The organism is Lysobacter gummosus (assembly GCF_001442805.1).
Classification (GTDB): Bacteria; Pseudomonadota; Gammaproteobacteria; order Xanthomonadales; family Xanthomonadaceae; genus Lysobacter; species Lysobacter gummosus.
On record NZ_CP011131.1, the window covers coordinates 5,007,036 to 5,029,193 of the forward strand.

Annotated in this window: 20 protein-coding genes; 5 read left to right on the plus strand and 15 right to left on the minus strand. The window is 67.0% G+C overall.

All coding sequences use genetic code 11. The features are described from left to right. The first annotated feature begins 102 nt into the window (after window positions 1-102). The 3 genes from LG3211_RS20305 to LG3211_RS20315 all read left to right on the plus strand — a co-directional run bounded on the left by LG3211_RS20305 (window position 103) and on the right by LG3211_RS20315 (window position 1,779). The gene (locus LG3211_RS20305) at window positions 103-579 is read left to right on the plus strand and encodes a GNAT family N-acetyltransferase (RefSeq protein WP_057944415.1); all 477 of its coding nucleotides are present in this window, start codon (window positions 103-105) and stop codon (window positions 577-579) included. 148 nt (window positions 580-727) lie between these two features. Then, window positions 728-1,183: a nucleoside deaminase gene (locus LG3211_RS20310; RefSeq protein ID WP_057944416.1), complete on the plus strand. Its 456-nt coding sequence runs from the start codon at window positions 728-730 to the stop codon at window positions 1,181-1,183. 149 nt (window positions 1,184-1,332) lie between these two features. After that, window positions 1,333-1,779 carry a GNAT family N-acetyltransferase gene (locus LG3211_RS20315; protein WP_222837529.1) on the plus strand — a complete coding sequence of 149 codons (447 nt, stop codon included), beginning with the start codon at window positions 1,333-1,335 and terminating at the stop codon, window positions 1,777-1,779. A gap of 118 nt (window positions 1,780-1,897) precedes the next feature. Here LG3211_RS20315 and LG3211_RS20320 read toward each other — a convergent pair whose 3' ends face one another. From LG3211_RS20320 to LG3211_RS20385, 14 genes are all read right to left on the minus strand, one after another. Beyond that, window positions 1,898-2,356, minus strand: coding sequence for a DUF2269 family protein (locus LG3211_RS20320; RefSeq protein WP_237049782.1), 459 nt, complete (start codon window positions 2,354-2,356; stop codon window positions 1,898-1,900). 22 nt (window positions 2,357-2,378) lie between these two features. Next, window positions 2,379-3,713, minus strand: a complete 1,335-nt coding sequence (locus tag LG3211_RS20325; protein WP_057944419.1) for a DoxX-like family protein — start codon at window positions 3,711-3,713, stop codon at window positions 2,379-2,381. A gap of 344 nt (window positions 3,714-4,057) precedes the next feature. Beyond that, window positions 4,058-5,431 carry an ATP-dependent protease ATPase subunit HslU gene (hslU, locus tag LG3211_RS20330; protein ID WP_235113616.1) on the minus strand — a complete coding sequence of 458 codons (1,374 nt, stop codon included), beginning with the start codon at window positions 5,429-5,431 and terminating at the stop codon, window positions 4,058-4,060. A gap of 110 nt (window positions 5,432-5,541) precedes the next feature. Further along, window positions 5,542-6,093: an ATP-dependent protease subunit HslV gene (gene hslV, locus LG3211_RS20335; RefSeq protein ID WP_057944420.1), complete on the minus strand. Its 552-nt coding sequence runs from the start codon at window positions 6,091-6,093 to the stop codon at window positions 5,542-5,544. Between the two features lie 140 nt (window positions 6,094-6,233). Beyond that, the gene (gene xerC, locus LG3211_RS20340; RefSeq protein WP_057944421.1) at window positions 6,234-7,118 is read right to left on the minus strand and encodes a tyrosine recombinase XerC; all 885 of its coding nucleotides are present in this window, start codon (window positions 7,116-7,118) and stop codon (window positions 6,234-6,236) included. Between the two features lie 86 nt (window positions 7,119-7,204). Beyond that, a complete protein-coding gene (locus tag LG3211_RS20345; protein ID WP_057944422.1) occupies window positions 7,205-7,897 on the minus strand; it encodes a DUF484 family protein in 693 nt (230 codons plus the stop codon). Beyond that, the gene (gene dapF, locus LG3211_RS20350; protein ID WP_057944423.1) at window positions 7,885-8,745 is read right to left on the minus strand and encodes a diaminopimelate epimerase; all 861 of its coding nucleotides are present in this window, start codon (window positions 8,743-8,745) and stop codon (window positions 7,885-7,887) included. The genes LG3211_RS20345 and dapF overlap by 13 nt, the downstream gene beginning before the upstream one ends. After that, window positions 8,738-9,109, minus strand: coding sequence for an LPS translocon maturation chaperone LptM (gene lptM / locus LG3211_RS20355; protein ID WP_057944424.1), 372 nt, complete (start codon window positions 9,107-9,109; stop codon window positions 8,738-8,740). The genes dapF and lptM overlap by 8 nt, the downstream gene beginning before the upstream one ends. Before the next feature lie 91 nt (window positions 9,110-9,200). Then, window positions 9,201-9,668: a YbaN family protein gene (locus LG3211_RS20360; protein WP_057944425.1), complete on the minus strand. Its 468-nt coding sequence runs from the start codon at window positions 9,666-9,668 to the stop codon at window positions 9,201-9,203. A 318-nt stretch (window positions 9,669-9,986) separates the two neighbouring features. Beyond that, a complete protein-coding gene (locus LG3211_RS20365; RefSeq protein WP_057944426.1) occupies window positions 9,987-12,137 on the minus strand; it encodes a S9 family peptidase in 2,151 nt (716 codons plus the stop codon). Between the two features lie 118 nt (window positions 12,138-12,255). Then, window positions 12,256-14,373 carry a prolyl oligopeptidase family serine peptidase gene (locus LG3211_RS20370; RefSeq protein WP_057944427.1) on the minus strand — a complete coding sequence of 706 codons (2,118 nt, stop codon included), beginning with the start codon at window positions 14,371-14,373 and terminating at the stop codon, window positions 12,256-12,258. A 212-nt stretch (window positions 14,374-14,585) separates the two neighbouring features. Further along, window positions 14,586-14,933 (minus strand): hypothetical protein, encoded by a 348-nt coding sequence (locus tag LG3211_RS20375; RefSeq protein ID WP_425479920.1) that lies wholly within the window; start codon window positions 14,931-14,933, stop codon window positions 14,586-14,588. Between the two features lie 1,341 nt (window positions 14,934-16,274). After that, complete coding sequence (locus LG3211_RS20380) at window positions 16,275-17,213, minus strand: patatin-like phospholipase family protein (RefSeq protein ID WP_057944428.1); 939 nt, start codon at window positions 17,211-17,213, stop codon at window positions 16,275-16,277. Further along, window positions 17,213-18,181 (minus strand): helix-turn-helix transcriptional regulator, encoded by a 969-nt coding sequence (locus tag LG3211_RS20385; RefSeq protein WP_057944429.1) that lies wholly within the window; start codon window positions 18,179-18,181, stop codon window positions 17,213-17,215. The genes LG3211_RS20380 and LG3211_RS20385 overlap by 1 nt, the downstream gene beginning before the upstream one ends. Window positions 18,182-18,270: 89 nt before the next feature. Between LG3211_RS20385 and LG3211_RS20390 the strand changes: the two genes are divergently transcribed. Continuing rightward, a complete protein-coding gene (locus LG3211_RS20390; RefSeq protein WP_148649042.1) occupies window positions 18,271-18,855 on the plus strand; it encodes a hypothetical protein in 585 nt (194 codons plus the stop codon). A 54-nt stretch (window positions 18,856-18,909) separates the two neighbouring features. Here the strand turns inward: LG3211_RS20390 and LG3211_RS20395 are convergent, their stop codons facing one another. Further along, window positions 18,910-19,113, minus strand: coding sequence for a hypothetical protein (locus LG3211_RS20395; protein WP_057944431.1), 204 nt, complete (start codon window positions 19,111-19,113; stop codon window positions 18,910-18,912). 109 nt (window positions 19,114-19,222) lie between these two features. Between LG3211_RS20395 and LG3211_RS20400 the strand changes: the two genes are divergently transcribed. Beyond that, entirely contained in the window at window positions 19,223-22,123 is a 2,901-nt protein-coding gene (locus LG3211_RS20400) for a molybdopterin oxidoreductase family protein (RefSeq protein ID WP_057944432.1), read from the plus strand. Window positions 22,124-22,158 lie beyond the last annotated feature (35 nt).

A 22,158-nucleotide genomic window follows, 5' to 3' on the forward strand; every position in this document is an offset into this window, starting at 1 on the left:
GCGCCGGAGCGAAAAGCATCGGGGCTGAAGCTCCCTCCCACAGAAGCCAGATACACCGCCCGCAAAAGCCATACCCCTGTCCAGCGGTGGCATGATGGCCGCATGACCGCGAACGTGACCTGGCAGGCCAAGGCCTACGCCGATCTGAGCCTGGACGAACTCTACGAGCTGCTGCGCCTGCGCTCGCAGGTGTTCGTGATCGAGCAGAACTGCGTTTACCTGGACCCGGACGACAAAGACCGCCACCCCGAGGCCGTGCACCTGTGCGGCCGCGACGCCGACGGCCGCCTCGTCGCCTACCTGCGCATCCTGCCGGCCGGGCTGAGCTATCCGCAAGTCAGCTTCGGCCGGGTGCTCACCGCCGCCTCGCATCGCGGCCTGGGCCTGGGCGGGCCGATGCTGGAAGCGGCCTTGATCGAGATCGAGCGGCGCTGGCCCGGCGCCGACATCCAGATCGGCGCTCAGGCGCATCTGCAGGCCTACTACGGCCGCTACGGCTTCCAGCCGTCGTCCGAGCCCTATGTCGAGGACGGCATCCCGCATATCGATCTGTTGCGGCGCGGACGCGGCACGGGCTGAGCGAAACGCCGCCTCGTCTTCCACCGTGCGACCGCGGTTGCGCGGTTGCGCAGGCTCGGCGCGATGCGCGCGATCAATTCCGGCGACAACCTACTCGACCCAACCGCGCCGCCGCGCCAGACTGGACGCCATCGCTAAGGAGTCCCGCATGATCGCCACCCCCGACTACCGCGCCCTGCTCGCCACCGCCGTCGCCGAAGCCCGCCAGGGCCTGGCCGAAGGCGGCATCCCGATCGGCGCGGCGCTGTACCACAACGACGGCCGCCTGCTCGGCTGCGGCCATAACCGCCGCATCCAGGAAGGCGACCCGTCCGTGCACGGCGAAACCGATGCCTTCCGCAAGGCCGGCCGCCAGCGCCGCTACCGCGACACGATCATGGTCACCACGCTGGCGCCGTGCTGGTACTGCAGCGGCCTGGTGCGTCAGTTCAACATCGGCACCGTGGTGGTCGGCGAATCGGTCAACTTCAGCGGCGGCGTGGACTGGCTGCGCGAGAGCGGCGTCAACGTGATCGATCTGGCCGATCAGGAATGCATCGAGCTGCTCGGCGGCTACATCGCGGCCAATCCGGATGTCTGGAACGAGGACATCGGCGAGGATTGACCGGTGCCGGCCGGCATCCGCATTCGCCGCCAACCCGCCCAGCCAGCGCGTGTCGGCGAAGTTGTGACGGCCGCCGCGCAGCGCTGTGCAAGCGCCCGCGCGCGGGTGCAGAATTCTTGCCGATGCGCGCGCCGTCGCTCCCGCCCCCGTTGATTCGTCCCTACCTGCTCAGCGACTGGCCGCGCTTGTGCGAAATCCACGATCGCGCGCGCCTGGACGAATTGCGGCTCAGCGCCGACGTCGCCGCGTTCCGCAGTCTGGCGCGCACCGCGCACAGCGAGGGCCTGTTTCTGGACCGGCTGGACGTCGCCGAGATCGACGGCATCGTGCAAGGCTTCGTCGCTTATCGGCGCAGTTCCTTGAACTGGCTGTACGTGCACCCCGACGGCTATCGGCGCGGCATCGGCCGCAGCCTGCTGCGTCATGCGATCGCGTTTTCCGGCCCGCTGTTCCGCACCCAGGCGCTGGACGGCAACGAGCCGGCGCTGAGTCTGTATCGCTCGGAAGGCTTCGTCGAAATCGAACGCCGGCCCGGGCGGCTGGCGGACAGCGATGAGTTTCCGACGATGGGGGTGATTCTGGAGCGGCGGCGCTGAGCGCTGCGGTTGGGGTGGGGTGATGGCATTCGCGACGAAACGGCGAATGGAGGGTGAGGATTTTGGGCTTGGGGGCTTGGGGGCTTGGGGATTCGGGGCTTGGGTACAGACGGCGGGGCTACGTCGCTCCGGTTGGCTTCACCACCATCAGCCAGAAAATCACCATCACGCTGGAAAACGCCGGCCATCCCAGCCAGAACCACCAGCGCATGGTGCGGTGATAGGCGGCCGGCAACGGCTCGCCTGCGACCGCGGCCTGCGCCGCCAATCGCCGCGCGCGCGCCTGCAGCCACAGCACCGGCAGCCAGCACGCGCCGACCACGAAGAACAGCAGCAGCGCGGTCTTAAGCCAGAACACCGAGGCCGGAACGCCCAGGTGCAGCATCAGCCACACGCCGGTGGCGAACTGCACGATTACCGCCGGCGCGGTGAAACAGGCATCGGCGATCACCACCGTGCGCGCGGTTTCGGCGATGACTTTCGGATCGCCGCGCTTGTGCGCGATCCAGAAGAAGAACGCGATGCCCAGGCCCGTGCCGAACAGCAGGGTCGAGGACAGGATGTGAATCCATTTCACCCACAGATAATCCATCGCCGCCTTATCTCCGATCCGCCAACACCCAGGCCACCGCGAGCGCGGGCGGCACCACCAGATTCTTCGCCAGCCCGCCCAGCGGGTCCAGCCATTGCGCCGGCAGCAACACACCGAACGCGAGCGTGTAGGCCAGCACACTGATCCCCATCAAACCGAGCATCCAGCGCACGCGCCAACCGAACAGCAGCCCCAGCGCGAGCGCCGCGTCCAGGCCCGCGGTGGCGCGCGCGAGCAGCACCGGCTGCAGCGACGCCATCGGCGAATGCGCGGCCATCGCTTCGATCGTCGTCGCCGGCGTGAGCCAGCCGGCGACGGCCGAGATCAGCCACAGCGCGACGATCGCCAAACGCAGCGTCGGCGCAAGAAAATACAACTGCGCCTGCCAGCGGTCCTGCACCTGGCTCGGCGTCGCCGCGAGCGCTGCAGCCAGATCGCGCGTCGCGTAGCCGAAGTCGGACTGCAGGCGCGCGTGCGCGTCCGGCGCGGTCACGTTGCCGCGGCGGAGCATGCGCCACATGGTTTCGCCGACCGGGCCGCGGCCCAGGCGCTCGCTGATCGCGACCTGCAGGCTCACCAGCGATTCGGGAAACGCCACCGCGCCGCTGCCGTCGATGCGCAACCAACGCCGCCACGCCAGCTGATATTCGCGCAGCGACATCGGCCGCGGACTGCCGATCTGATAGATGCCGCTCTGATCGCCGCCGGCCGCGCGCGCGGCGATCTCGCCCAGGTCCTCCGCCGCGACCGGCTGCAACGGCCAGCGGCCGTCGCCGGGCAGCAGATGGCGGCCGGGAAACGCCGCCAGCGCGCGCAGCAGCGAGGTGCCGCCGTACGAGCCCGACGCGGCGTAGACCACCGAGGGGCGCAGCACGACCGCCCGCAACGGCAGAGCCAGCAGCGCGTCGTCGAAGCGGTGCTTGCTGGCGATGAAGCCGCCGTCGGCGGGTTCGCCCAGGGCCGATATCTGCACGAACCGTTGCACGCCGGTGTCGAGGCAGGCCTGCGCCAGCGCCAGCGGCCCGTCGATGTGGATGGTCTGGAAGGTTTGTTCGCCGCTCTCGCGCAGGATGCCGGCGACGTTGATCACCGCGTTCACGCCGCGCAGGGTGTCGTGCCAGTCCCGCGGCGCGGTCATGCGGGCCAGATCGGCCACGCGCTGGTCCGCGCGCAACTCGCGGCCGCTGTCGCGCACGCCACGCAGGATGCGCCAGCCGTGGCGTTGCAGGGCGGCGATGAGGTAACCGGCGAGGAAGCCGTTGGCGCCGATGACCAGCGCGGTGCGTGCTGCGGGGCTGTCGGTGCGCGCGTCGTTCCGCGGCGCGAGAGCAGTGTCGTCCATGGGGCGACACGGTAGCAGAGGGGATGGGAGATGGCGCGGCAACTACGCCCTCTCCCGCCCGGCTGAAGAGTTCGCTCTCCCGCTTGCCACCCAAGGTGACTTCCTTCGGGGCGCGGGGTGAGCGGACGCGGCTTGCGAGCCATTGGCTCGCGCGTCAGTGAACGCCCGAACGCTATGCGTTCGGGCCGGGGAGGGTTAGGGGAGCTTTTGCTTTTCTGACGTTACGGAGAAAGGCAAAGCAGCTCACGCCTGCGGCGCTCGCTCCCCTCACCCCAACCCCTCTCCCGCAAGCGGGAGAGGGGCTTTTTTGCGCTTGTTGTATATCGCGGCGAAAGCTCCTGCGATTACAGAATGTACCGACTCAAATCCGGATCCTGCACCAACTCGCCCAGATGCTGATCGACATACGCGCGATCGATCGTCACCGCCTGGCCATCGCGATCGGGCGCTTCATAGCTCAAGGTATCGAGCAGACGCTCCAGCACCGTATGCAGACGCCGCGCGCCGATGTTTTCCTGGCGCTCGTTGACTTGCGCTGCGATCTCGGCCAACCGGTCCACCGCGTCGGCGCTGAACGTGAGATTCACCCCCTCGGTCTTGAGCAGCTCGACATACTGCGTCGTCAACGCCGCCTTCGGTTCGGTCAGGATGCGGACGAAATCGTCCTTGCTCAGCGCGGTGAGTTCCACGCGGATCGGAAAACGGCCCTGCAGCTCCGGAATCAGATCGCTGGGCTTGGCCAGATGGAACGCGCCCGAAGCGATGAACAGGATGTGGTCGGTCTTCACCGCGCCGTACTTGGTGCTGACGGTCGAGCCTTCCACCAGCGGCAGCAGATCGCGCTGCACGCCTTCGCGGCTGACATCGCCGCCGCTCATGCCCGATTCGCCGCGCTTGGCGACCTTGTCGATCTCGTCGATGAAGACGATGCCGTGCTGTTCGCAAGCCTCGATCGCGGCCTGGCGGATATCGTCTTCGTTGACCAGCTTGGCCGCTTCTTCCTCGATCAACTGCGGCCGCGCGGCCTTGATCGACAAATGCTTCTTGTTGGTCTTGCCGCCCGATACCTGCGAGAACATCTGCCGCAGCTGCTGGCCCATTTCTTCCATGCCCGGCGGCGCCATGATGTCGACACCGACGTTGACCGCGGTTTCGATCTCGATCTCGCGCTCGTCCAGCTCGCCGCTGCGCAGTTGCTTGCGCAGCTTGGCGCGAGTGTCGTTGTCGGGCGCGCTCAAGTCGGCGGCAGGCGTTTCCGAGCCGAAGCCGAAGCCGCCGGGTACGCGCTTGGGCAGCAGCGCGTCGAGGATGCGGTCCTCGGCACGGTCTTCGGCCTGGGTGCGCACGCGGATCTTGGCCTGCTCGCGATACAGCTTGACCGCGGTGTCGGCCAGATCGCGCACGATCTGCTCCACGTCCTTGCCGACGTAGCCGACCTCGGTGAAGCGGGTGGCTTCGACCTTGACGAACGGCGCGTTGGCCAAGGTCGCCAGGCGCCGCGCGATCTCGGTCTTGCCCACGCCGGTCGGGCCGATCATGAGGATGTTCTTGGGCATGACTTCGTTGCGCAGATCGTCGTCGAGCTGCATGCGGCGCCAGCGGTTACGCAGCGCGATGGCGACCGCGCGCTTGGCGGCGTGCTGGCCGACGATGTGTCGGTCCAGCTCCTGCACGATTTCGCGCGGGGTCATGGTGGCGTGGCTGTTGTCGGGTTTCATAGGCCGGAAGACAGAAATTAGTTGAGAAGAGTGAGGAATGAGTAGAGCAACGGCGCGGTGGGCAGTGGGGACGAAGCTTTCGCTCATTCCTCACTTCTCTGCGCTCACTGCTACAGCTCCTCCACCACGACATTGCGATTCGTATAGATGCACACATCGCCGGCGATGCCGATCGATTCGGTGGCGATGGTGCGCGCGTCCAGCTGGGTGTGGGCGATCAGCGCGCGCGCCGCGGACAAGGCGTACATGCCGCCGGAGCCGATGGCGATGATGCCGTCTTCCGGTTCGATGACGTCGCCGGTGCCGCTGATGATCAAGGACGTTTCCTTATCGGCCACCGCGAGCAGCGCTTCGAGTTTCCCCAGGCGCCGTTCGGTGCGCCAGTCTTTGGCCAGCTCGACCGCGGCACGGGTCAACTGGCCGTGCTTTTCCAGCTTGGCTTCGAACAATTCGAACAAGGTGAACGCATCGGCGGCGGCGCCGGCGAAACCGGCCAGGACCTGGCCGTCGCGGCCCAGGCGCCGCACTTTGCGCGCGTTGGATTTCATGACGGTGTGACCCAGCGTCACCTGGCCGTCGCCGGCCACGGCGACGCGCCCGTCGCGGCGTACCGAGACGATGGTCGTTGCGTGAAACACATTGGGATTCTGACTCGGGTCCATTGCGACCTCCAGGATGCTGTAACCCTGGATGGGGTCGCCGGAACGCTTGTCAAGGGCCCGTTGGGGCCAGGAACGAGTCGAGAGGAGTGAGAAACGAGTAAGAGCCGGCGCCGCCCCACTCTTTCCTCACTCCTCTCGACTCACTCCTGCTTCTTCCGTTTGGCGCGCGGATGCGCCGCGTCGTACACCTTCGCCAGATGCTGGAAATCCAGGTGCGTGTAGATCTGGGTGGTGGCGATGTCGGCATGCCCGAGCAGTTCCTGCACGCCGCGCAGATCGCCGGAGGATTCCAGGATGTGGCTGGCGAAGGAATGCCGCAGCAGATGCGGATGCACGCGCTTGAACAAGCCCTGGCGCTGGGCCAGCTGGCGAATGCGCAGTTGCACCGCGCGCGGCGTGATCGGCCCGCCGCCGCGGCCGGGAAACACTTGCGCGTCGCTGCCGGCGCCGGTGGACGCGCGCCATTGCGCCAGCGCCTGGCGCGCGTGCGAGCCCAGCGGCACGATGCGTTGCTTGCTGCCCTTGCCCAGCACCGTCACCAGCGCGTCGTCGAGATCCAGGTCGCGCCAGCGCAGCGCGCACAACTCGCTCAGGCGGATGCCGGAGGAATAGAACAACTCCAGCAAGGCGCGATCGCGCAGGCCCAGCGGCGCGTCGGTCGGCACTTCGACCAGCGCCTTGGCTTCGTCGGGATCGAGCACTTGCGGCAGCTTGCGCGGCGCCTTGGGCGCGCGGATCGGCGCGGCCGGGCTGGCCGGCAACGTACCCTGCTTGACCTGCCAGGCGTAGAAGCTGCGGCAGGCAGACAAGCGCCGTTGCAGGCTCTTGGCGGTGAGCCCGCGCCGGTGTTCGGCGGCGATGAAGGCGCGCACGTCCTCGACCTGCAAGGCGAGCACGTCGCCGCGGCCGTCGTGTTCGCACCATTGCGTCAACGCGCCCAGATCGCGCTGGTAGGCGTCCAGCGTATGCGCGGACATGCGCTTTTCCACGCGCAGATGGTCGAGGAAGTCGGCGACGGCGCTCATTCAGGCGATCCTACGCGCTTCGACCGCGGGCGGCATGCATCCGCGCCAACCCGCGGCGCGCGCAAGCGTTGCGCGGCGGCGATGGGTCAGTCGTAACGCCGCAACGCCACCGCCAGCGATTCGCCCATCATGCGCAGGAACAAAGTGCCCATGCCGGGAAAGAAACGGTTGGCGTCGCGGCTGCCGACCGCGATCAGGCCGGTGCCGGGCAGCGCCAGCAAGGCGGTGGATTGCACGTCGCCGGCGCGCTCGCCATACAGCACGGCGTGTTTTTCCGGCTGCAGGCGGCCGCACAGCGGTTCGCCGTCGTTGAGCACATCGCGGAACGGCTGCAGGCGCGGGTCGGTTTCTTCGATGACCTGAAGCCATTCGCTGTCGGCCAGCGTGTCGTATCGGCGGAACACGATCAGGCGGACCAGATCGCCGTTGAAATCTTCCGCCAGGCTGGCGGCCATCGCGCGCAGCGTGTCGGCGGCGTTGGTCTGGCGCATCAGCGCCAGGGTCAGCTGATGGGTGCGCACGGCCAGGCGCTCGTTTTCCTGCGCGTTGCCGAACAATTCGTGCAGGCGCCGCGACAGTTCGCGGTTCTTGTCGCGCAGCACTTCCAGCTGGTAGCTCGCCAGCGAGGCGGCCGAGCCTTCCTCGCGCGGCACCACCAGGCTCATCGACAGGTCGGGGAACTGCTGCAGGAAACGCGGATGACGGCGCAGCCATGCGGCGATTTCGTGCGCGCCGGGCTCGGCCGGCTTGTCGCCGGATCTGTCGCTCATCGGTTCCATTCTCCTTCGAATACGAATGCGGTCGGCCCGGACATCGACAAGGTGCTGTCGTCGTCGGGCCAGACGATGCGCAACTCGCCGCCGGGCAATTGCACGGCGACCTCGCGCTGGATGCGGCCGCGCTGCATCAGCACCGCCGCGGCGGCGCAGGCGCCGCTGCCGCAGGCCAGGGTTTCGCCGACGCCGCGCTCGTACACGCGCAGGCGGATGCGGTCGGGCGCGATGACTTGCGCGAAACCGACGTTGGCCGATTCGGGAAACTCCGCGCTGGATTGCAGCATCGGCCCGATGGTCTCCACCGGCGCGGCATCGACGTCGTCCACTTCGATCACCGCGTGCGGATTGCCCATCGACACCGCGCCGAAACCGATCACGGTGTCGTGGACGTCGAGAACGTACTGGTCCTGGCGGGTCGAATAGCCGCGCAGCGGGATGCGCGCGGGATCGAACTCGGGCCGGCCCATGTCGATGCGGTAGTAGCCCTCGCCGAGCGGCCACACCGCGTGGCGTCCGGCCGGGCTGTCCACCGCGAAGCTGCTCTCGCCGGCGGCGCCGTCGCGGACCAGCCAGGCGGCGATGCAGCGCGCGCCGTTGCCGCATTGCTGCGAGGCCGAGCCGTCGGAATTCCAGATCCGGTAGGAGGCGACCGCGCCCTCGCTGAGCGGGTCTTCGATGGTGAGGATCTGATCGCAGCCCACGCCGAGGTGGCGGTCGGCGAAGTGGCGGCACAGCGCGGCGTCGGGTTGCGGCTGGCCGCCGCGCAGATCCAGCACGACGAAGTCGTTGCCGGCGCCGTGCATCTTGCTGAAACGTTGCGGCGCGGCCGCGGCGATCGCGGACTCAGCCATCGCCCTGGCCGCCGGAGGAGGCGGGAGTGGGCTCGACCGGCGGATCGGGCGGCGTTTCGCCGTCCTGGGTCTTGTCCTTGCCCTCGGCGTCCTTGGTACCGGCCGGAGGCGGCAGCACCGACTGCAGCGGCGGCGCCGGCAGGGTGGACTTCTTGCCCACGTTCGGATCGGTGGCGACCGGCGGGTCGTTGGCGTTGGAGATAGTCACCGGCACTTCGCCGGGCTTGGCACGCGGCGCCTGCTGCGGCGCGGGCTGGGTCGGCAGGACCAGCGGGCCCTTGTTGCCGCAAGCGCTCAGGACCAGGGTCAGTGCGCTCGCGATCAGCGCGGTCGAAATCGGGGACGTGGCATGGCGTGCATTCATGGGCCGAAGTGTAGCCCGCGAGGCCGGCCGAAACGAACCCGGCCGGCGCGCCGGGGCGCGCGGCGGGGTTGCGCCGGTTCAGGCTGAGCGCTCAGCCGCGCGGCGGTTCCGGCCGGCGCCACAGCCAGATCGCGACCGCGGTCATGATCGCGATGCCGCTCGCCCACATCCACCACTTGGGCGAGGTCAGGATCATGATCACCGCGCACACCGCCATCATCGACACCGCCAGGCGCTTGGCCCGGCGGCTGACCGCGCCGTGCGCCTGCCAGTCGCGGATCATCGGCCCGAACTGGCGGTGCGCGTGCAGGCGCGCGTGCAGGCGCTCGGAGCCGCGCGCGGCGGCGAACGCCGACAGCAGCACGAACGGCACCGTCGGCAGGCCCGGCACGACGATGCCGACGATGCCCAGGCCCAGGCTGGTGTAGGCCAGCAGCCACCAGGCCCAGCGGAAGCGGCTGCGGGCTTGCGGGGGCGCGGGTTCGGGGGCCGGCGCGGCGTCGATGCGCTCGGCGTCCTGCCCGGGCTGGGGGTCGGCGGAAGTGGGCGGAACGGGCATGCCGGAAGTATGCGGCTGGGCGCTGTTGTTGTCGGGATGCGGGAGAGATGGCGGGGATCGCGGGGGTTTCAAGCGCGGGGCATTGAAGGTGGGGCTGTCCGGCGATTTGAGCGGAAAGCATCGGGGCTGAAGCCCCTCCCACAAAAGTCACCGAAGCCGCGACCGCTCTTGTGGGAGGAGCTTCAGCCCCGATGCCTTTCGCTCAGCAACGACGCAGCTTCCACCACACACGCCCCCAACCTCAGCACCAGAAACAACGAACCCGGCATACGCCGGGTTCGTCGGATCATCACCGGCCCGAAGGCCGCGGCACGGCGCTTACTTGATCGAAATATCCGCGCTGACCTGCATCTGATCGATCATGAAGGCATACATCTCCGACTGTTCGCGGTACTTGCGGAAGCGGCCGGACTTGCCGCCGTGGCCGGCGTCCATGTTGGTGCGGAACAGTACCGGCTGCGCGCCGGTGTCCAGGTCGCGCAGACGCGCCACGTACTTGGCCGGCTCCCAGTACTGCACCTGCGAATCCCACAGGCCGGTGCCGACGAACATCGCCGGATAGGCCTGCTTCTTCAGGTTGTCGTAGGGCGAATAGGTGAGCATGTAGTCGTAGTAATCCTTCTTCTCCGGATTACCCCATTCGTCGTACTCGTTCGTGGTCAGCGGAATGCTGGCATCGAGCATGGTGGTGACCACGTCCACGAACGGCACCTGCGACAGCACCACGCGGTATTTGTCCGGCGCCATGTTGCTGATCGCGCCCATCAACAGGCCGCCGGCGCTGCCGCCATACGCGGCGACGCGGTCGGGTGCGGCGTAACCGGCCTTGACCAGGTCTTCGGTGACGTCGATGAAGTCGTTGAAAGTGTTCTTCTTGTGGAACAGCTTGCCGTCGTCGTACCACTTGCGGCCCATTTCCTGGCCGCCGCGGATGTGGGCGATGGCGTAGACCATGCCGCGATCGAGCAGGCTCACGATGGTGCTGTTGAAGGCCGGGTCCATCGACAAGCCATAGCTGCCGTAGGCGTACTGCAGCATCGCCGCCTTGCCGTTCTTCTCGAAGCCCTTCTTGTACACCAGCGACACCGGCACCTTGACGCCGTCGCGCGCGGTCGCCCAGAAGCGCTCGGTCACGTACTTGTCCGCGTCGAAGCCGATCACCGGCTGGCGCTTGAGCAGCTTGCGCTCGCCGGTCTGCGTATTGAGCTCGTAGGTGGTCGCCGGCGTGGTCAGCGAGGTGTAGGTGTAGCGCAGCCACGGCGTGTCGTGTTCGGAATTGGTCGACAGGCCCATCGAGAACGCCGGCTCATCGGCCTTGACGAACTCTTCCTTGCCGTCCTTGCCGATCAGGCGCAGGCGTTCGAGCGCGTTCGAGCGCTCGGCCACCGCGGTGAAGCCGTCGAACAGCTCGAAGCCTTCGATGAACACGTCGTCGCGGTGGGCGATCCAGTCCTTCCACTCCTTGCGCGATTGCGCGCCGTCGGGCGCGGTGACCAGCTTGAAGTTCGGCGCCGGCTTGCCGTCGGCGCCGGGGGCGTTGGTGCGGATCACCCAGCGACCGTCGAGGCGGTCGGCGTCGTATTCGACATCGCGCTCGCGCGGCGCCAGCACCACGAACTGCTTCGGATCGGCGGCCGGCGCGCAGCGGGTCTCGCTCGACACCGTGCTGTGCACGCTGATGCACAGGTAGGCGTCGTCGCGGGTGCGGCCGATGCCCATGTAGAAGCTGTCGTCCTTTTCCTCGTAGACCAGCGTGTCGCTGGCCGCCGGGGTGCCGAGCACGTGCTTCTTGACCCGCACGGTCAGCAGCGTTTCCGGATCGTTCTCGACGTAGAACAGGGTCTTGTTGTCGTCGGCCCAGACCAGGTCGGTGGAGGCGTTATCGATGACCTCCGGATAGATCTCGCCGGTCGCCAGATTCTTGAAACGGATCTTGTACTGGCGGCGGCCGACGGCGTCGTCGACCCAGGCCAGGATGGTGTTGTCCTGGGTGATTTCCATGCCGCCGACGTTGAAGTAATCCTTGCCCTTGGCCATGGCGTTGACGTCGAGCAGGATCTGCTCGGCCTCGTCCATGCTGCCCTTGCGGCGCGCGTGGATCGGGTAGTCCTGGCCGGTTTCGAAGCGGGTGTAGTACCAGTAGCCGCGTTCGCGGTACGGCACCGAGCTGTCGTCCTGCTTGATGCGGCCGACGATCTCGTCGTACAGCTTGTCTTCCAGCGGCTTGAGCGGCTTCATGAACGCGTCGGCGTAGGCGTTCTCGGCGTTGAGGTACGCCAGCATCTGCGGGTTCTTGCGCTTGTCGTCGCGCAGCCAGTAGTACTCGTCGCTGCGCTGGGCGCCGTGCGGCGCCTTGACTTCATGCGGCTTCTTGGCGGCGTCGGGCGGCGTGGGCAGGCCGGCGGCGGAGACGGAGAGGGTCGTGGTCATCAGGAACGTGGCCGCTAACGTGAATAGAGTCGGTTTCATATAGGGTCCGATTACGTGATACGCAATGGCGCGGCCCGCGACAGCGGGGCCGCAACGCGCGAACGGGCGCCCGAAGGCGCCCGTTGGATGGCCGATCCGCGCGAGCCGGCCGCGCCGGTCACTTCGCCAGTTGTTCCCACAGGAAGGTGTAGGCCAGGGCGTTCATGTGCGCCTGCTGGGCGTTGTTGGCCGCGCCGCCGTGGCCGCCTTCGACGTTTTCGTAGTAGGTGACGTTCTTGCCGGCGTCGAGCATCTTCGCCGCCATCTTGCGCGCATGGCCCGGATGGACGCGGTCGTCCTTGGTCGAGGTCATGAAGATCACCGGCGGGTATTCGCGCTTGGCGTCGAACAGGTGGTACGGCGAGAAGGTCTTGATGAACGACCAGTCGGCGGTGTCCGGATTGCCGTACTCGGCCATCCACGAAGCGCCGGCCAGCAAGTGGTTGTAGCGCTTCATGTCCAGCAGCGGCACCTGCACCACCACCGCGCCGAACAGCTCCGGGTACTGGGTCAGCATGTTGCCGGTGAGCAGGCCGCCGTTGCTGCCGCCCTGCACGCCCAGGTGCGGGGTGCTGGTGATCTTGCGCGCGATCAGGTCGCGGCCGACCGCGGCGAAATCCTCATAGGCCTTGTGGCGATTGGCCTTGAGCGCGGCCTGGTGCCAGCGCGGGCCGTACTCGCCGCCGCCGCGGATGTTGGCGACCGCGTACACGCCGCCCTTCTCCAGCCAGCCCTTGCCGATGCCGCCGGAATAGGCCGGGGTCAGCGAGATTTCGAAACCGCCGTAGCCGTACAGCAGCGTCGGCGCCTTGCCGTCGAACTTCAGATCCTTCGGCCGCACCACGAAATACGGCACGCGGGTGCCGTCCTCGCTCTTGGCGAAGTGTTGTTCGATCGTGTCCTTGGAGGAATCGAAGAAGGTCGGATTGGTCTTGAGCGTCTGCGGCGGCTTGCCGATGTCGGCCAGCGCCAGCGTGGTCGGGGTGACGTAGTCCGACGCGCTCAGCCACACCGCGTCGCTGTCGTCGCTGTCCACCGCGCCCACCGACACGGTGCCGAACGCCGGCGCGCCGACGAAGGCGCTGCGCGTCCATTCGCCCGCGCCGGCATCGGCCGGCGGCGTCAGCACACTGAGCTTGTACTTGACGTCGTCGAGCACGTTGACCACAAGGTGATGGCGCGTCCACACCGCGCTCGCCAGCGAAGTGGTGTCGGTCGGAGCGAACAAGGTGGTGAAGCCGCGCTTGCCCTTGAGGAAGTCGTCGAACTTGATCGCGATCAGGCTGCCGGAGGCGTACTTCTTGCCGCCGGCTTCATACGGGTCGCGCAACTCGGCGATCAGCCATTCGCGGTGCACGTATTTGTTGGCCGAGTTGGGCAGATCGATCTTGGTCAGCTTGCCGTCCTGGCCGCGCAGGTACAGCTCGTCGTTGTAGAACGCCAGCGCGCGCTGGACGAAATCGCGTTCGAAGCCCTCGGTCGGGTCGTGCCAGGCCGCCACCGACATGTCGCTGTCCTTGCCCTCGTACACCGGCGTGGCCTCGGCCATCGGCGTGCCGCGCTTCCACAGGCGCACGGTGCGCGCGTAGCCCGAGGTCGTCATCGTGCCCTTGCCGAAATCGGTGGCGACATAGACGTGGTCGCGATCGATCCAGCTCAGGTTGCCTTTGGCTTCGGGGCGGAAGAAGCCGTCCTTGATCCAGGTCTTGCTGGTGAGGTCGAACTCGCGGGTGACGTCGGCATCGGAGCCGCCGCGCGACAGCGCGATCAGGCAGCGCTGATATTCAGGCCGCAGGCATTCGGCGCCGTGCCAGACCCACTGCTCGTTTTCCTGCGCGTTGAGCGCGTCCAGGTCGATCACCGTCTCCCACTTCGGCTGGTCCTTGCGGTACTCCTCCAGCGTGGTGCGGCGCCACAGGCCGCGCTGATGCTGCGCGTCCTTCCAGAAGTTGTAGTAGTAGGCGCCGATCTTCTCCACGCCGGGGATCTTGGCGTTGGAATCCAGGATGGCGAGGATGCTGCTTTCGAGCTGCTTGAACTGCGGCGTCGCCGCCAGCTCGGCTTCGGTCTTGGCGTTGCGGGCGTGGACCCAGTCCAGCGCGCGCTTGCCCTCGACGTCTTCGAGCCAGGCATAGGGATCGTCGGTCACGGGCGCCTCCTGGGCGTATACGGCGCCGGAGGCCGAAGCCGCGGCCAGACCGGCCGCGAACAACAAGGACTGACAGGTCTGCGACATCGTGGGCATGGCTCATCCGGTGCAAAAGGAAGGCCGCCACGCTAGCACAGGGCGGGAGGGGCTCCGCCCTGTCCAAGGTCATGTAGGGAGTTGCCCGGTTTGGCGCGTTGCCCGCGCGCTGCCGGGGTGCCGCCAGGAGTGGGTTCGGCGCCGCATTCGCGGCCGGCGCGCCGCCACATTCCGCACAGTCGGCGCGCCGGCGGCCGTATCGATCAAGCCACCCGCGGCAGCGGACGCGCCGTGACCGCCGGCCGCAGGCGGCGCCGCGCCTGCACCAATCCGCGGCGGCGGCGGCGCAGCGCCGGTTCGGCCGGACTGGCCGGGTTCTGCCGCCACGACGGCAACCGGAACCGATGCAGCGCCCACCACGCCAGCGCCGGCATCGCCACCAGCCACAGCGGCAGCCAGCCGATGACGGCATGACTGCCGCGCGCGCCGGGCAGCATCAGCACCAGCAGGCAGCCGATGGCGACCGCATACCCGAGCGCGGTGTCCAGGTCAGCGTGGAGGGAGCCGGCCTCATCGGCGGCGGAACGGGCGGTGGGCGCGGTAGCGGTCATGACCTGACTCCGGAACGGTGCTTGAGGGGTGGGCTGTCGGGATTCCACCTTCCGGGGGCTGCGTCTCAGAGGCTGCGATGTTCAGGACCGTTGATCGGGATGGGGCTTGGCTGCTTGGCTGGCCGTTGCACTCGTAGCCGCTGCGGCGCGGCGGCTCGCGCCGTTGCCGTTGCCGTTGCCGTTGCCGTTGCCGTTGCCGTTGCCGTTGCCGTTGCCGTTGCCGTTGCCAAGATTTTGCTTTGCCTCGGCTCCGCTTTGCCGTGCCCTGCTTCGGCTTCAGCTTCGGCTTTGCTTTTGTTGCTGTTGCTGTTGCTGTTGCTGTTGCTGGGCGCAGCTTGTTACTCGCGAGACCTGGGACACCCGGAGGGCGGCGCACATGGACGTGCGCCGGGTCCCACCTTGGGCAGGATGCCCAATGTGGGACCTGCCCGCGCAGGCATCGCACTCGTGGCTCTTGATTCGAAACAGCCAAAGCCCTTTCTTTGGTTACTTTCTTTGTGGCTTTGGACAAAGAAAGTGACCCGCCGCTTTATGGCGGAAGCGTTTAGCGTTTGATCCTGCTTGTTGCGTTTGATCTTGTTTAGAGCTTCTAAGGAACCTGACAGCCCCTGATCGAAACAACCAGACCTGCGCACTCCCTCCTACCGTCATTCCCGCGAACGCGGGAATCCAGCGACTTCAAGCGTTCTCGCACGAAAGGCACTGGATTCCCGCCTTCGCGGGAATGACGAGCAAAAGAAGTCTCAAGCAAGAGCCAGAGCCAGAGCGAGAGCGAGAGCGAAAACAAGATCAAACGCCTAAAGCTTCCGCCATGGAGCGGCGGGTCACTTTCTTTGTCCAAAGCGACAAAGAAAGTAACCAAAGAAAACGCTTTGGGCTGTTTCGAGTCAAAAGCCACGAGTGCGGTGCTTGCGCAGGCAGGTGCCACATTGGGCATCCTGCCCAAGGTGGCACCCGGCGCACGTCCATGTGCGCCGCCCTTCGGGTGTCCTTCGGTCTCGCGAGTTACAGGCGGCGCCCAGCAACGGCAACGGCAACGGCAAAAACAAAGGCGAAGCCGAAACACTGCAAAAGTGGAACCAAGCCAAAACAAAATCTCGGCAACGGCAACCACCACTACAACTGCAACAACAACAGCAACAGCGCTGGCAACAGCCGTAGGCAACCGCAGCCGTGGCAGCAACAGCCGCAGCGCAAGCTTGCAACTTCAAGTGTCGTTTATCCGAAATGGCAACCGAAAGATGGAACCATCTTTCAAGGGCTAACAGCCGCAAAAGCTGCATCCCCAAGCGCGAATACCCACACGCCGAACACCAGATCCCAAAGGCCCCGAACGCGCCCTCAGTACCCCGCCTTGTCCAAGGCCTTATCCGCCTCTTCCCGCCCCAACGCGATCAATTCCTTCGCCCGCCAGAACTCATAGAACTGACACGCATCGCGCGGAATCCGGATCACCAGCTCCGGCGGGTCCAACGCCAACTGCACGCGCGCGATCTGCGCCTGCATCATGTCCAAGGAACGCGCCATCAACTCGCTGAAACTCAACTCGTGCGGCGCTTCCTCGCCCGGGGCGCTGGCCTCGGGCTGATAGCTGCGGCGGAACCAGCGCGCCAACAGCGACGGCGGCTTGATCGACGCCACCTGCAAGGCCTGCGCCTTGTCGGCGCCGTTGTGATGCGCCAGCCCGCCGGGCGGCTGGTCGGGCCAGCCGTGCATGTCCACCGCGATCAGGCGCTGCGCATCGGACAGGCGTGTGGCGGTGATCGGCAACGGCGCCAGCAGGCCGCCATCGACCAGTTCGCGGCCGTGCAACTCGTAAGGGGTGAACACGCCGGGGATCGCGATCGAAGCGCGCACCGCATCCCACAGGTCGCCTTCGCGCAGCCATACCTCGCGCTGGCGCACCAGATCGACCGCGACCGCGGTGAAATCCACCGCCAGGTCTTCGATGCGCGGCTCGCCGGCGAGTTCGCGCAGCGCGTGCATCAAGCGCTCGCCGCGGAACAGCGCCGGCTGGCCGAACACCGGGTCGAGCAGCCGCAGCATGTCGGTGCGGCTCATGCTGTAGAGCCAGTCGCGATAGATGTCCATCTTGCCGGCGGCGAACAAGCCGCCGACCAGCGCGCCGCTGGAAGAACCGGCAACCGCGACGATGCGCAGCCCGCGCTCCTGCAGCGCTTCGATCACGCCGATCTGCGCCAGCCCGCGCGCGCCGCCCGCGCCCAGAACCAGCGCGACCGGTTCGCCGCTTTGGATGTGCGGGGCGTCGGCTCCGGCCATCAGTGACCGTAGTTGCTCAGCGCCAGTTCCAGCATCGACTTGGCCTGCTCGCGCAGCACCACCGGCTCGACGATCTCGGCGTCGCTGCCGTAATGCATCACGTCCATCAACAACTCGCGCCCGGCGCTGTAGGGCACCTTGAGCTCATAGCGGCCGTCGGGCAGGAAGCGCCCTTGCTGCTGCGAATGCCAGTGCTCGTCGGCGACCCAGCGCGCGGCCTTGGCGCTGAAGACGATGGTCGCCCAGCCCTTGGGCGCGCCGGAGAAAATGCCGTAGCTGGAGGCCAGGTGCTGATCGAGTTCTTCGTCGGCGACATCGCGGGCGATGGCCTCGCCGACCTTGGCCGCGCTGATTCGATCGACCGAGAAACTGCGCAGCGCATCGCGCTCGTTGTCCCAGGCGTCGAGGTACCAGTTTTCGCGGTAATGGGTCAGCCGCTGCGGCGATACGCTGCGGCGCGTGCGCTCGTCGGTGGAACGGGCGCGGTATTCGAACGTGAGTTGCTTGCGATCGAGCACCGCGGTGGCGACGCAGCGGAACGCGGTTTCGTCCAGGCGCCGGGTGCGATGCGGAATCACCCGCACCCGCTCCACCGGCAGGCGGCGGCCGCCGGCGTGCTCGTCGAGAAGTTTTTCGATGCGCTGCTGCAACGGCGCCAGCGCATTGGACAGCACGCCGCCGCCGCTGCGCATCAGCAACTGCTGCGCGGCCAGCAACGAGTGCAGCTCTTCCGAGCTCAGCCACAGGCCGGGCAGCTCGAAACGGTCGCCTTCGCTGGTGTCGTAGCGAAACCCGGCCTCGCCGTTGCCGACCACCGGTGCCATCAGGTAGTCGCGCAGGTAGGCCAGATCCCGATAGACGGTCGCGCGCGAGCATTCCAGGTCTTCCTGGAGGCGCTGAACTGTGACCGGATACCTGGCCGCAGTGAGAATCCGGTGCAACGCGTGGATGCGTTCGATACGTTCCATGTCGGCGGGGTCTGGTCGAGGCGGTGGGGACACAACTAGCATGGCACCGGCCGCTGTCCGGCCGCCACCATCGAACTTAAGGATCCTACGTGATCAAGACCTCATTATCCGCAACACTGACCCCCGCGGTGCTGCTGCTCGGCCTGTGCGCGTCCGGCCTGGCCTGGGCCGGCCCGAAAGAAGAGGTCGTCGCCGCGGTCGATAAATTCCTCGCCGCGAAGACCTACCACGCCAGCATGAGCATGGGCCCCGGCCCGGGCACCGAAACCGACTTCGTCGCTCCCGACCGCATCCGCATCAAGATGGGCGCGATGGGCGAACAGATCATGATCGGCGACACCGCGTATCTGACGATACAGGGCAAGACCCGCAAGCAACCCTCGCCCGGCGGCGGCGTGGCGGCCACGCGCAGCCGCGACAAGATCCTCGGCAATCAGCAGACCCTGAAGGTGACGGCGCTGGGCGCCGAGACCATCGGCGGGGTGGCCACCAAGAAGTACAAAGTCGAGAACAGCCAACCCAAGTCCTCCTCGACCTTCTGGGTCGCGGCCAACGGTTATCCGGTGCAGGCGGTGAACGTCGCCGAAGTGTCCGGCAAGACGTACACCTCGACGTTGAAGTACTCGCGCTTCAACGATCCCAGTATCAAGATCGAAGCGCCGGCGGTGAAGTGACATTAGACACCTGCGCGGTCGCAGTGGCTGCGACCGCGCGGGCGTCCCGCGCATTCAGCCGCCCACCCCGCGCATCGCTCCGGCCCACAGGTGCCAGAAGCACAAGGCCGCGGCACCCAATACCGCACATGCGACGGCGGCCGCGTACCAGCGATTGAATCCCGGACGGCGCGCGCGTTGTGCATAGCCGACCCAGGCCAGCAGCCCCGCCACCCAGATCGGTCCGCCGTAATAGGCGAACGCCAGCAAAAGCATCATGCGTTACCGCTCCCTGGGCGCAACGTCGCAGTATCCCCGGCCTTGCGCGGCGATGACAAGCGCCGCCGCCGCGCTCGCCTGATCGCGGCGCGATAGGCACAATGCCCCGATGCGAGAGCACGCTCCCACCGAGCCAGCCATCGACCTGTCGCCTTCGCCCGGGGACGAGGTCAAGACCACGACCTGTTACATGTGCGCGTGTCGTTGCGGCATCAAGGTCTGGCTCGCCGACGGCAACATCCGTTACATCCAGGGCAATCCCGATCACCCGGTCAACCAGGGCGTGCTGTGCGCGAAGGGTTCGGCCGGGATCATGCAGCACTACTCGCCGGCGCGGCTGAGCAAGCCGCTGCTGCGCGTGGGCGAACGCGGCGCGGGCGAGTTCCGCGAGATCGAATGGGAGCAGGCGCTGGAGATCGCCGCCGGCTGGCTGGCGCCGATCCGCGAACGCAATCCCGACGAGCTGGCGTTCTTCACCGGCCGCGATCAGTCGCAGGCGCTGACCGGCTGGTGGGCGCAGCAGTTCGGCACGGTCAACTACGCCGCCCACGGCGGGTTCTGCTCGGTCAACATGGCCGCTGGCGGTTTGTACACCCTGGGCGGTTCGTTCTGGGAATTCGGCGAGCCCGACTGGGAGCATTCGCGCTATCTGATGCTGTGGGGCGTGGCGGAGGATCACGACTCCAATCCGATCAAGCTCGGCCTGGGCAAGTTGAAGGCGCGCGGGGCGAAGATCGTCGCGGTCAACCCGGTGCGCAGCGGCTATGGCGCGATCGCCGATGAGTGGATCGGGATCCGGCCCGGCACCGATGGCTTGTTCGCGTTCGCGTTGATCCACGAGTTGTTGAAGGCCGACCGGATCGACCTGGAATTTCTGGTGCGCTATGCGAATGCGCATTGGCTGGTGATTCGCAATCCGGGTGGCGCGGACGATGGCTTGTTCGCGCGCGATGAGGAAGGACGCGCCTTGTGCTGGGTGCGCGGCCCTCACCCCGGCCCTCACCTCGCCGACGCCATCGACATCTCCCCCGCCGTCGTAGGCGAATACACCCTGCCCGACGGCCGCCGCGTGGTTCCGGTGTTCCATCTGCTGGCCGAACGCTATCTCGATCCGCAGTTCTCGCCCGACGCGGTGAGCGAACGCTGCGGCATCCCCGCCGACACCATTCGCCGCATCGCGCGCGAACTCGCGCAAGCCGCATTCGACAACCCGGTAAAGCTGCCGATCGCCTGGGTGGACGCGCACGGCCGCGAACACAGCGAGATGATCGGTCGCCCCGTCAGCATGCATGCCATGCGCGGCATCAGCGCGCACAGCAACGGCTTCCACACATGCCGCGCGCTACACCTGCTGCAACTGCTGCTGGGCGCGGTGGATACGCCGGGTTCGTTCCGCTATCAACCGCCATTCCCGAAGCCGCTGCCGCCGCCGAACCGTCCCGGCAAACAACGCCAGGCCAACGGCGCGCTGGACGCGGCACCGCTCGGTTTCGTGCACGGACCGGAGGATCTGGTCGTGGACGAACACGGCCGGCCGCGCCGCATCGACCACGCGTTCTCGTGGGCCTATCCGCTGTCCGCGCACGGCATGATGCACACCGTGATCCGCAACGCCTGGGCCGGCGATCCGTACAAGATCGACACGCTGATGATGTTCATGGCCAACATGAGCTGGAATTCGGCGATGAACACCGCCCAGACCATCGGCTGGCTCACCGATCGCGGCAGCGACGGCGAATACCGCATTCCGCGCATCATCTACGCCGACGCCTACGCATCGGAGATGACCGCCTATGCCGACCTGGTGTTGCCCGATACCACTTATCTGGAACGCTTCGACGCCATCAGCCTGCTCGACCGGCCGATCTCCGACGCCGATTCGGCCTGCGATGCGATCCGGCATCCAATCGTAGATGCAGCGAGTCAGCGCCTGGGCAACGACCAGAAACCAAGAGACGTCCGCGGCTTCCAATCCGTCCTGCTGGACATAGGCGCCCGCCTGGGCCTTCCCGGCATGGTCCTGGAAGACGGCAGCCCGCGCTACCGCGACTACGCCGACTACATCGTCCGCCACGAACGCGCGCCCGGCGTCGGCCTGCTCGCCGGCTGGCGCGGCGAGCACGGCGAACTGGAAGCCAAGGGCCCGCCCAATCCCGAGCAACTGCAGCGCTACATCGAGCACGGCGGTTTCTGGCGCAGCCATGTGCCGGAGGCGGCGCGCTATTACAAGATGGCCAATCGCGCCTATCTGGACTGGGCGCAGAAGATGGGATTTCTCGGCCACGCCGAAGCGATCACGCTGCAGCTGTATTCGGAGACCTTGCAGAAATTCCGCCTCGCCGCGCAAGGCCACGGCCCGCGCCAGCCACCGGACGAGCACCGCCAGCGCGTGGCGACGTATTTCGATCCGCTGCCGATCTGGTACGAGCCGTTCGAAGGCGCGCAGGTCGAAGATTCGGCGACGCGTTTCCCGCTCAGCGCGGTCACCCAGCGGCCGATGTTCATGTACCACGCCTGGGGTTCGCAGAACGCCTGGCTGCGGCAGATCACCACGCGCAATTATCTGTATCTGCATCCGGACACCGGCGCGCGCTTCGGACTGATTGATGCCGACTGGATCGCGGTGGAGTCGCATCACGGCCGCATCGTCGTCCAGGCCAGGTTCGCCGCCAACGTCCAGCCCGACACGGTCTGGACCTGGAACGCGATCGGCAAGCGCCGCGGCGCATGGCGCCTGTCCAAGGACGCGCCGGAAGCGAGCAAGGGGTTCCTGCTCAACCATCTGATTTCCGACATCACGCCCAAGGGCGACTACGCCAATGCCGATCCGGTCACCGGGCAGGCGGCGTGGTTCGACCTGCGGGTGACGCTGCGCAAGGCCGAGCCGGACGAAAGTACGGCGTCGGAGCGCGCGCAGACGCAGTCGCAACCGCAATTCGCGCCGCTCGCGTTCGAGCCGGCCGATAATCGCCCGCTTCGCTACGGCGCACAGTTCAGGAAGAACCGATGACTACCCGCACAACAATGTCCGCATCCATCGCTGCG

Coding starts and splice junctions, on each gene's coding strand:
- LG3211_RS20385 (WP_057944429.1), bottom strand. CDS start 18,181: ATGGAACGTATCGAACGCATCCACGCGTTGCACCGGATTCTCACTGCG.
- lptM (WP_057944424.1), bottom strand. CDS start 9,109: ATGAATGCACGCCATGCCACGTCCCCGATTTCGACCGCGCTGATCGCG.
- LG3211_RS20400 (WP_057944432.1), top strand. CDS start 19,223: ATGCGAGAGCACGCTCCCACCGAGCCAGCCATCGACCTGTCGCCTTCG.
- xerC (WP_057944421.1), bottom strand. CDS start 7,118: ATGAGCGCCGTCGCCGACTTCCTCGACCATCTGCGCGTGGAAAAGCGC.
- LG3211_RS20325 (WP_057944419.1), bottom strand. CDS start 3,713: ATGGACGACACTGCTCTCGCGCCGCGGAACGACGCGCGCACCGACAGC.
- LG3211_RS20375 (WP_425479920.1), bottom strand. CDS start 14,933: ATGACCGCTACCGCGCCCACCGCCCGTTCCGCCGCCGATGAGGCCGGC.
- LG3211_RS20360 (WP_057944425.1), bottom strand. CDS start 9,668: ATGCCCGTTCCGCCCACTTCCGCCGACCCCCAGCCCGGGCAGGACGCC.
- LG3211_RS20345 (WP_057944422.1), bottom strand. CDS start 7,897: ATGGAACCGATGAGCGACAGATCCGGCGACAAGCCGGCCGAGCCCGGC.
- LG3211_RS20370 (WP_057944427.1), bottom strand. CDS start 14,373: ATGTCGCAGACCTGTCAGTCCTTGTTGTTCGCGGCCGGTCTGGCCGCG.
- LG3211_RS20365 (WP_057944426.1), bottom strand. CDS start 12,137: ATGAAACCGACTCTATTCACGTTAGCGGCCACGTTCCTGATGACCACG.
- LG3211_RS20310 (WP_057944416.1), top strand. CDS start 728: ATGATCGCCACCCCCGACTACCGCGCCCTGCTCGCCACCGCCGTCGCC.
- hslU (WP_235113616.1), bottom strand. CDS start 5,431: ATGAAACCCGACAACAGCCACGCCACCATGACCCCGCGCGAAATCGTG.
- hslV (WP_057944420.1), bottom strand. CDS start 6,093: ATGGACCCGAGTCAGAATCCCAATGTGTTTCACGCAACGACCATCGTC.
- LG3211_RS20305 (WP_057944415.1), top strand. CDS start 103: ATGACCGCGAACGTGACCTGGCAGGCCAAGGCCTACGCCGATCTGAGC.
- LG3211_RS20380 (WP_057944428.1), bottom strand. CDS start 17,213: ATGGCCGGAGCCGACGCCCCGCACATCCAAAGCGGCGAACCGGTCGCG.
- LG3211_RS20395 (WP_057944431.1), bottom strand. CDS start 19,113: ATGATGCTTTTGCTGGCGTTCGCCTATTACGGCGGACCGATCTGGGTG.
- dapF (WP_057944423.1), bottom strand. CDS start 8,745: ATGGCTGAGTCCGCGATCGCCGCGGCCGCGCCGCAACGTTTCAGCAAG.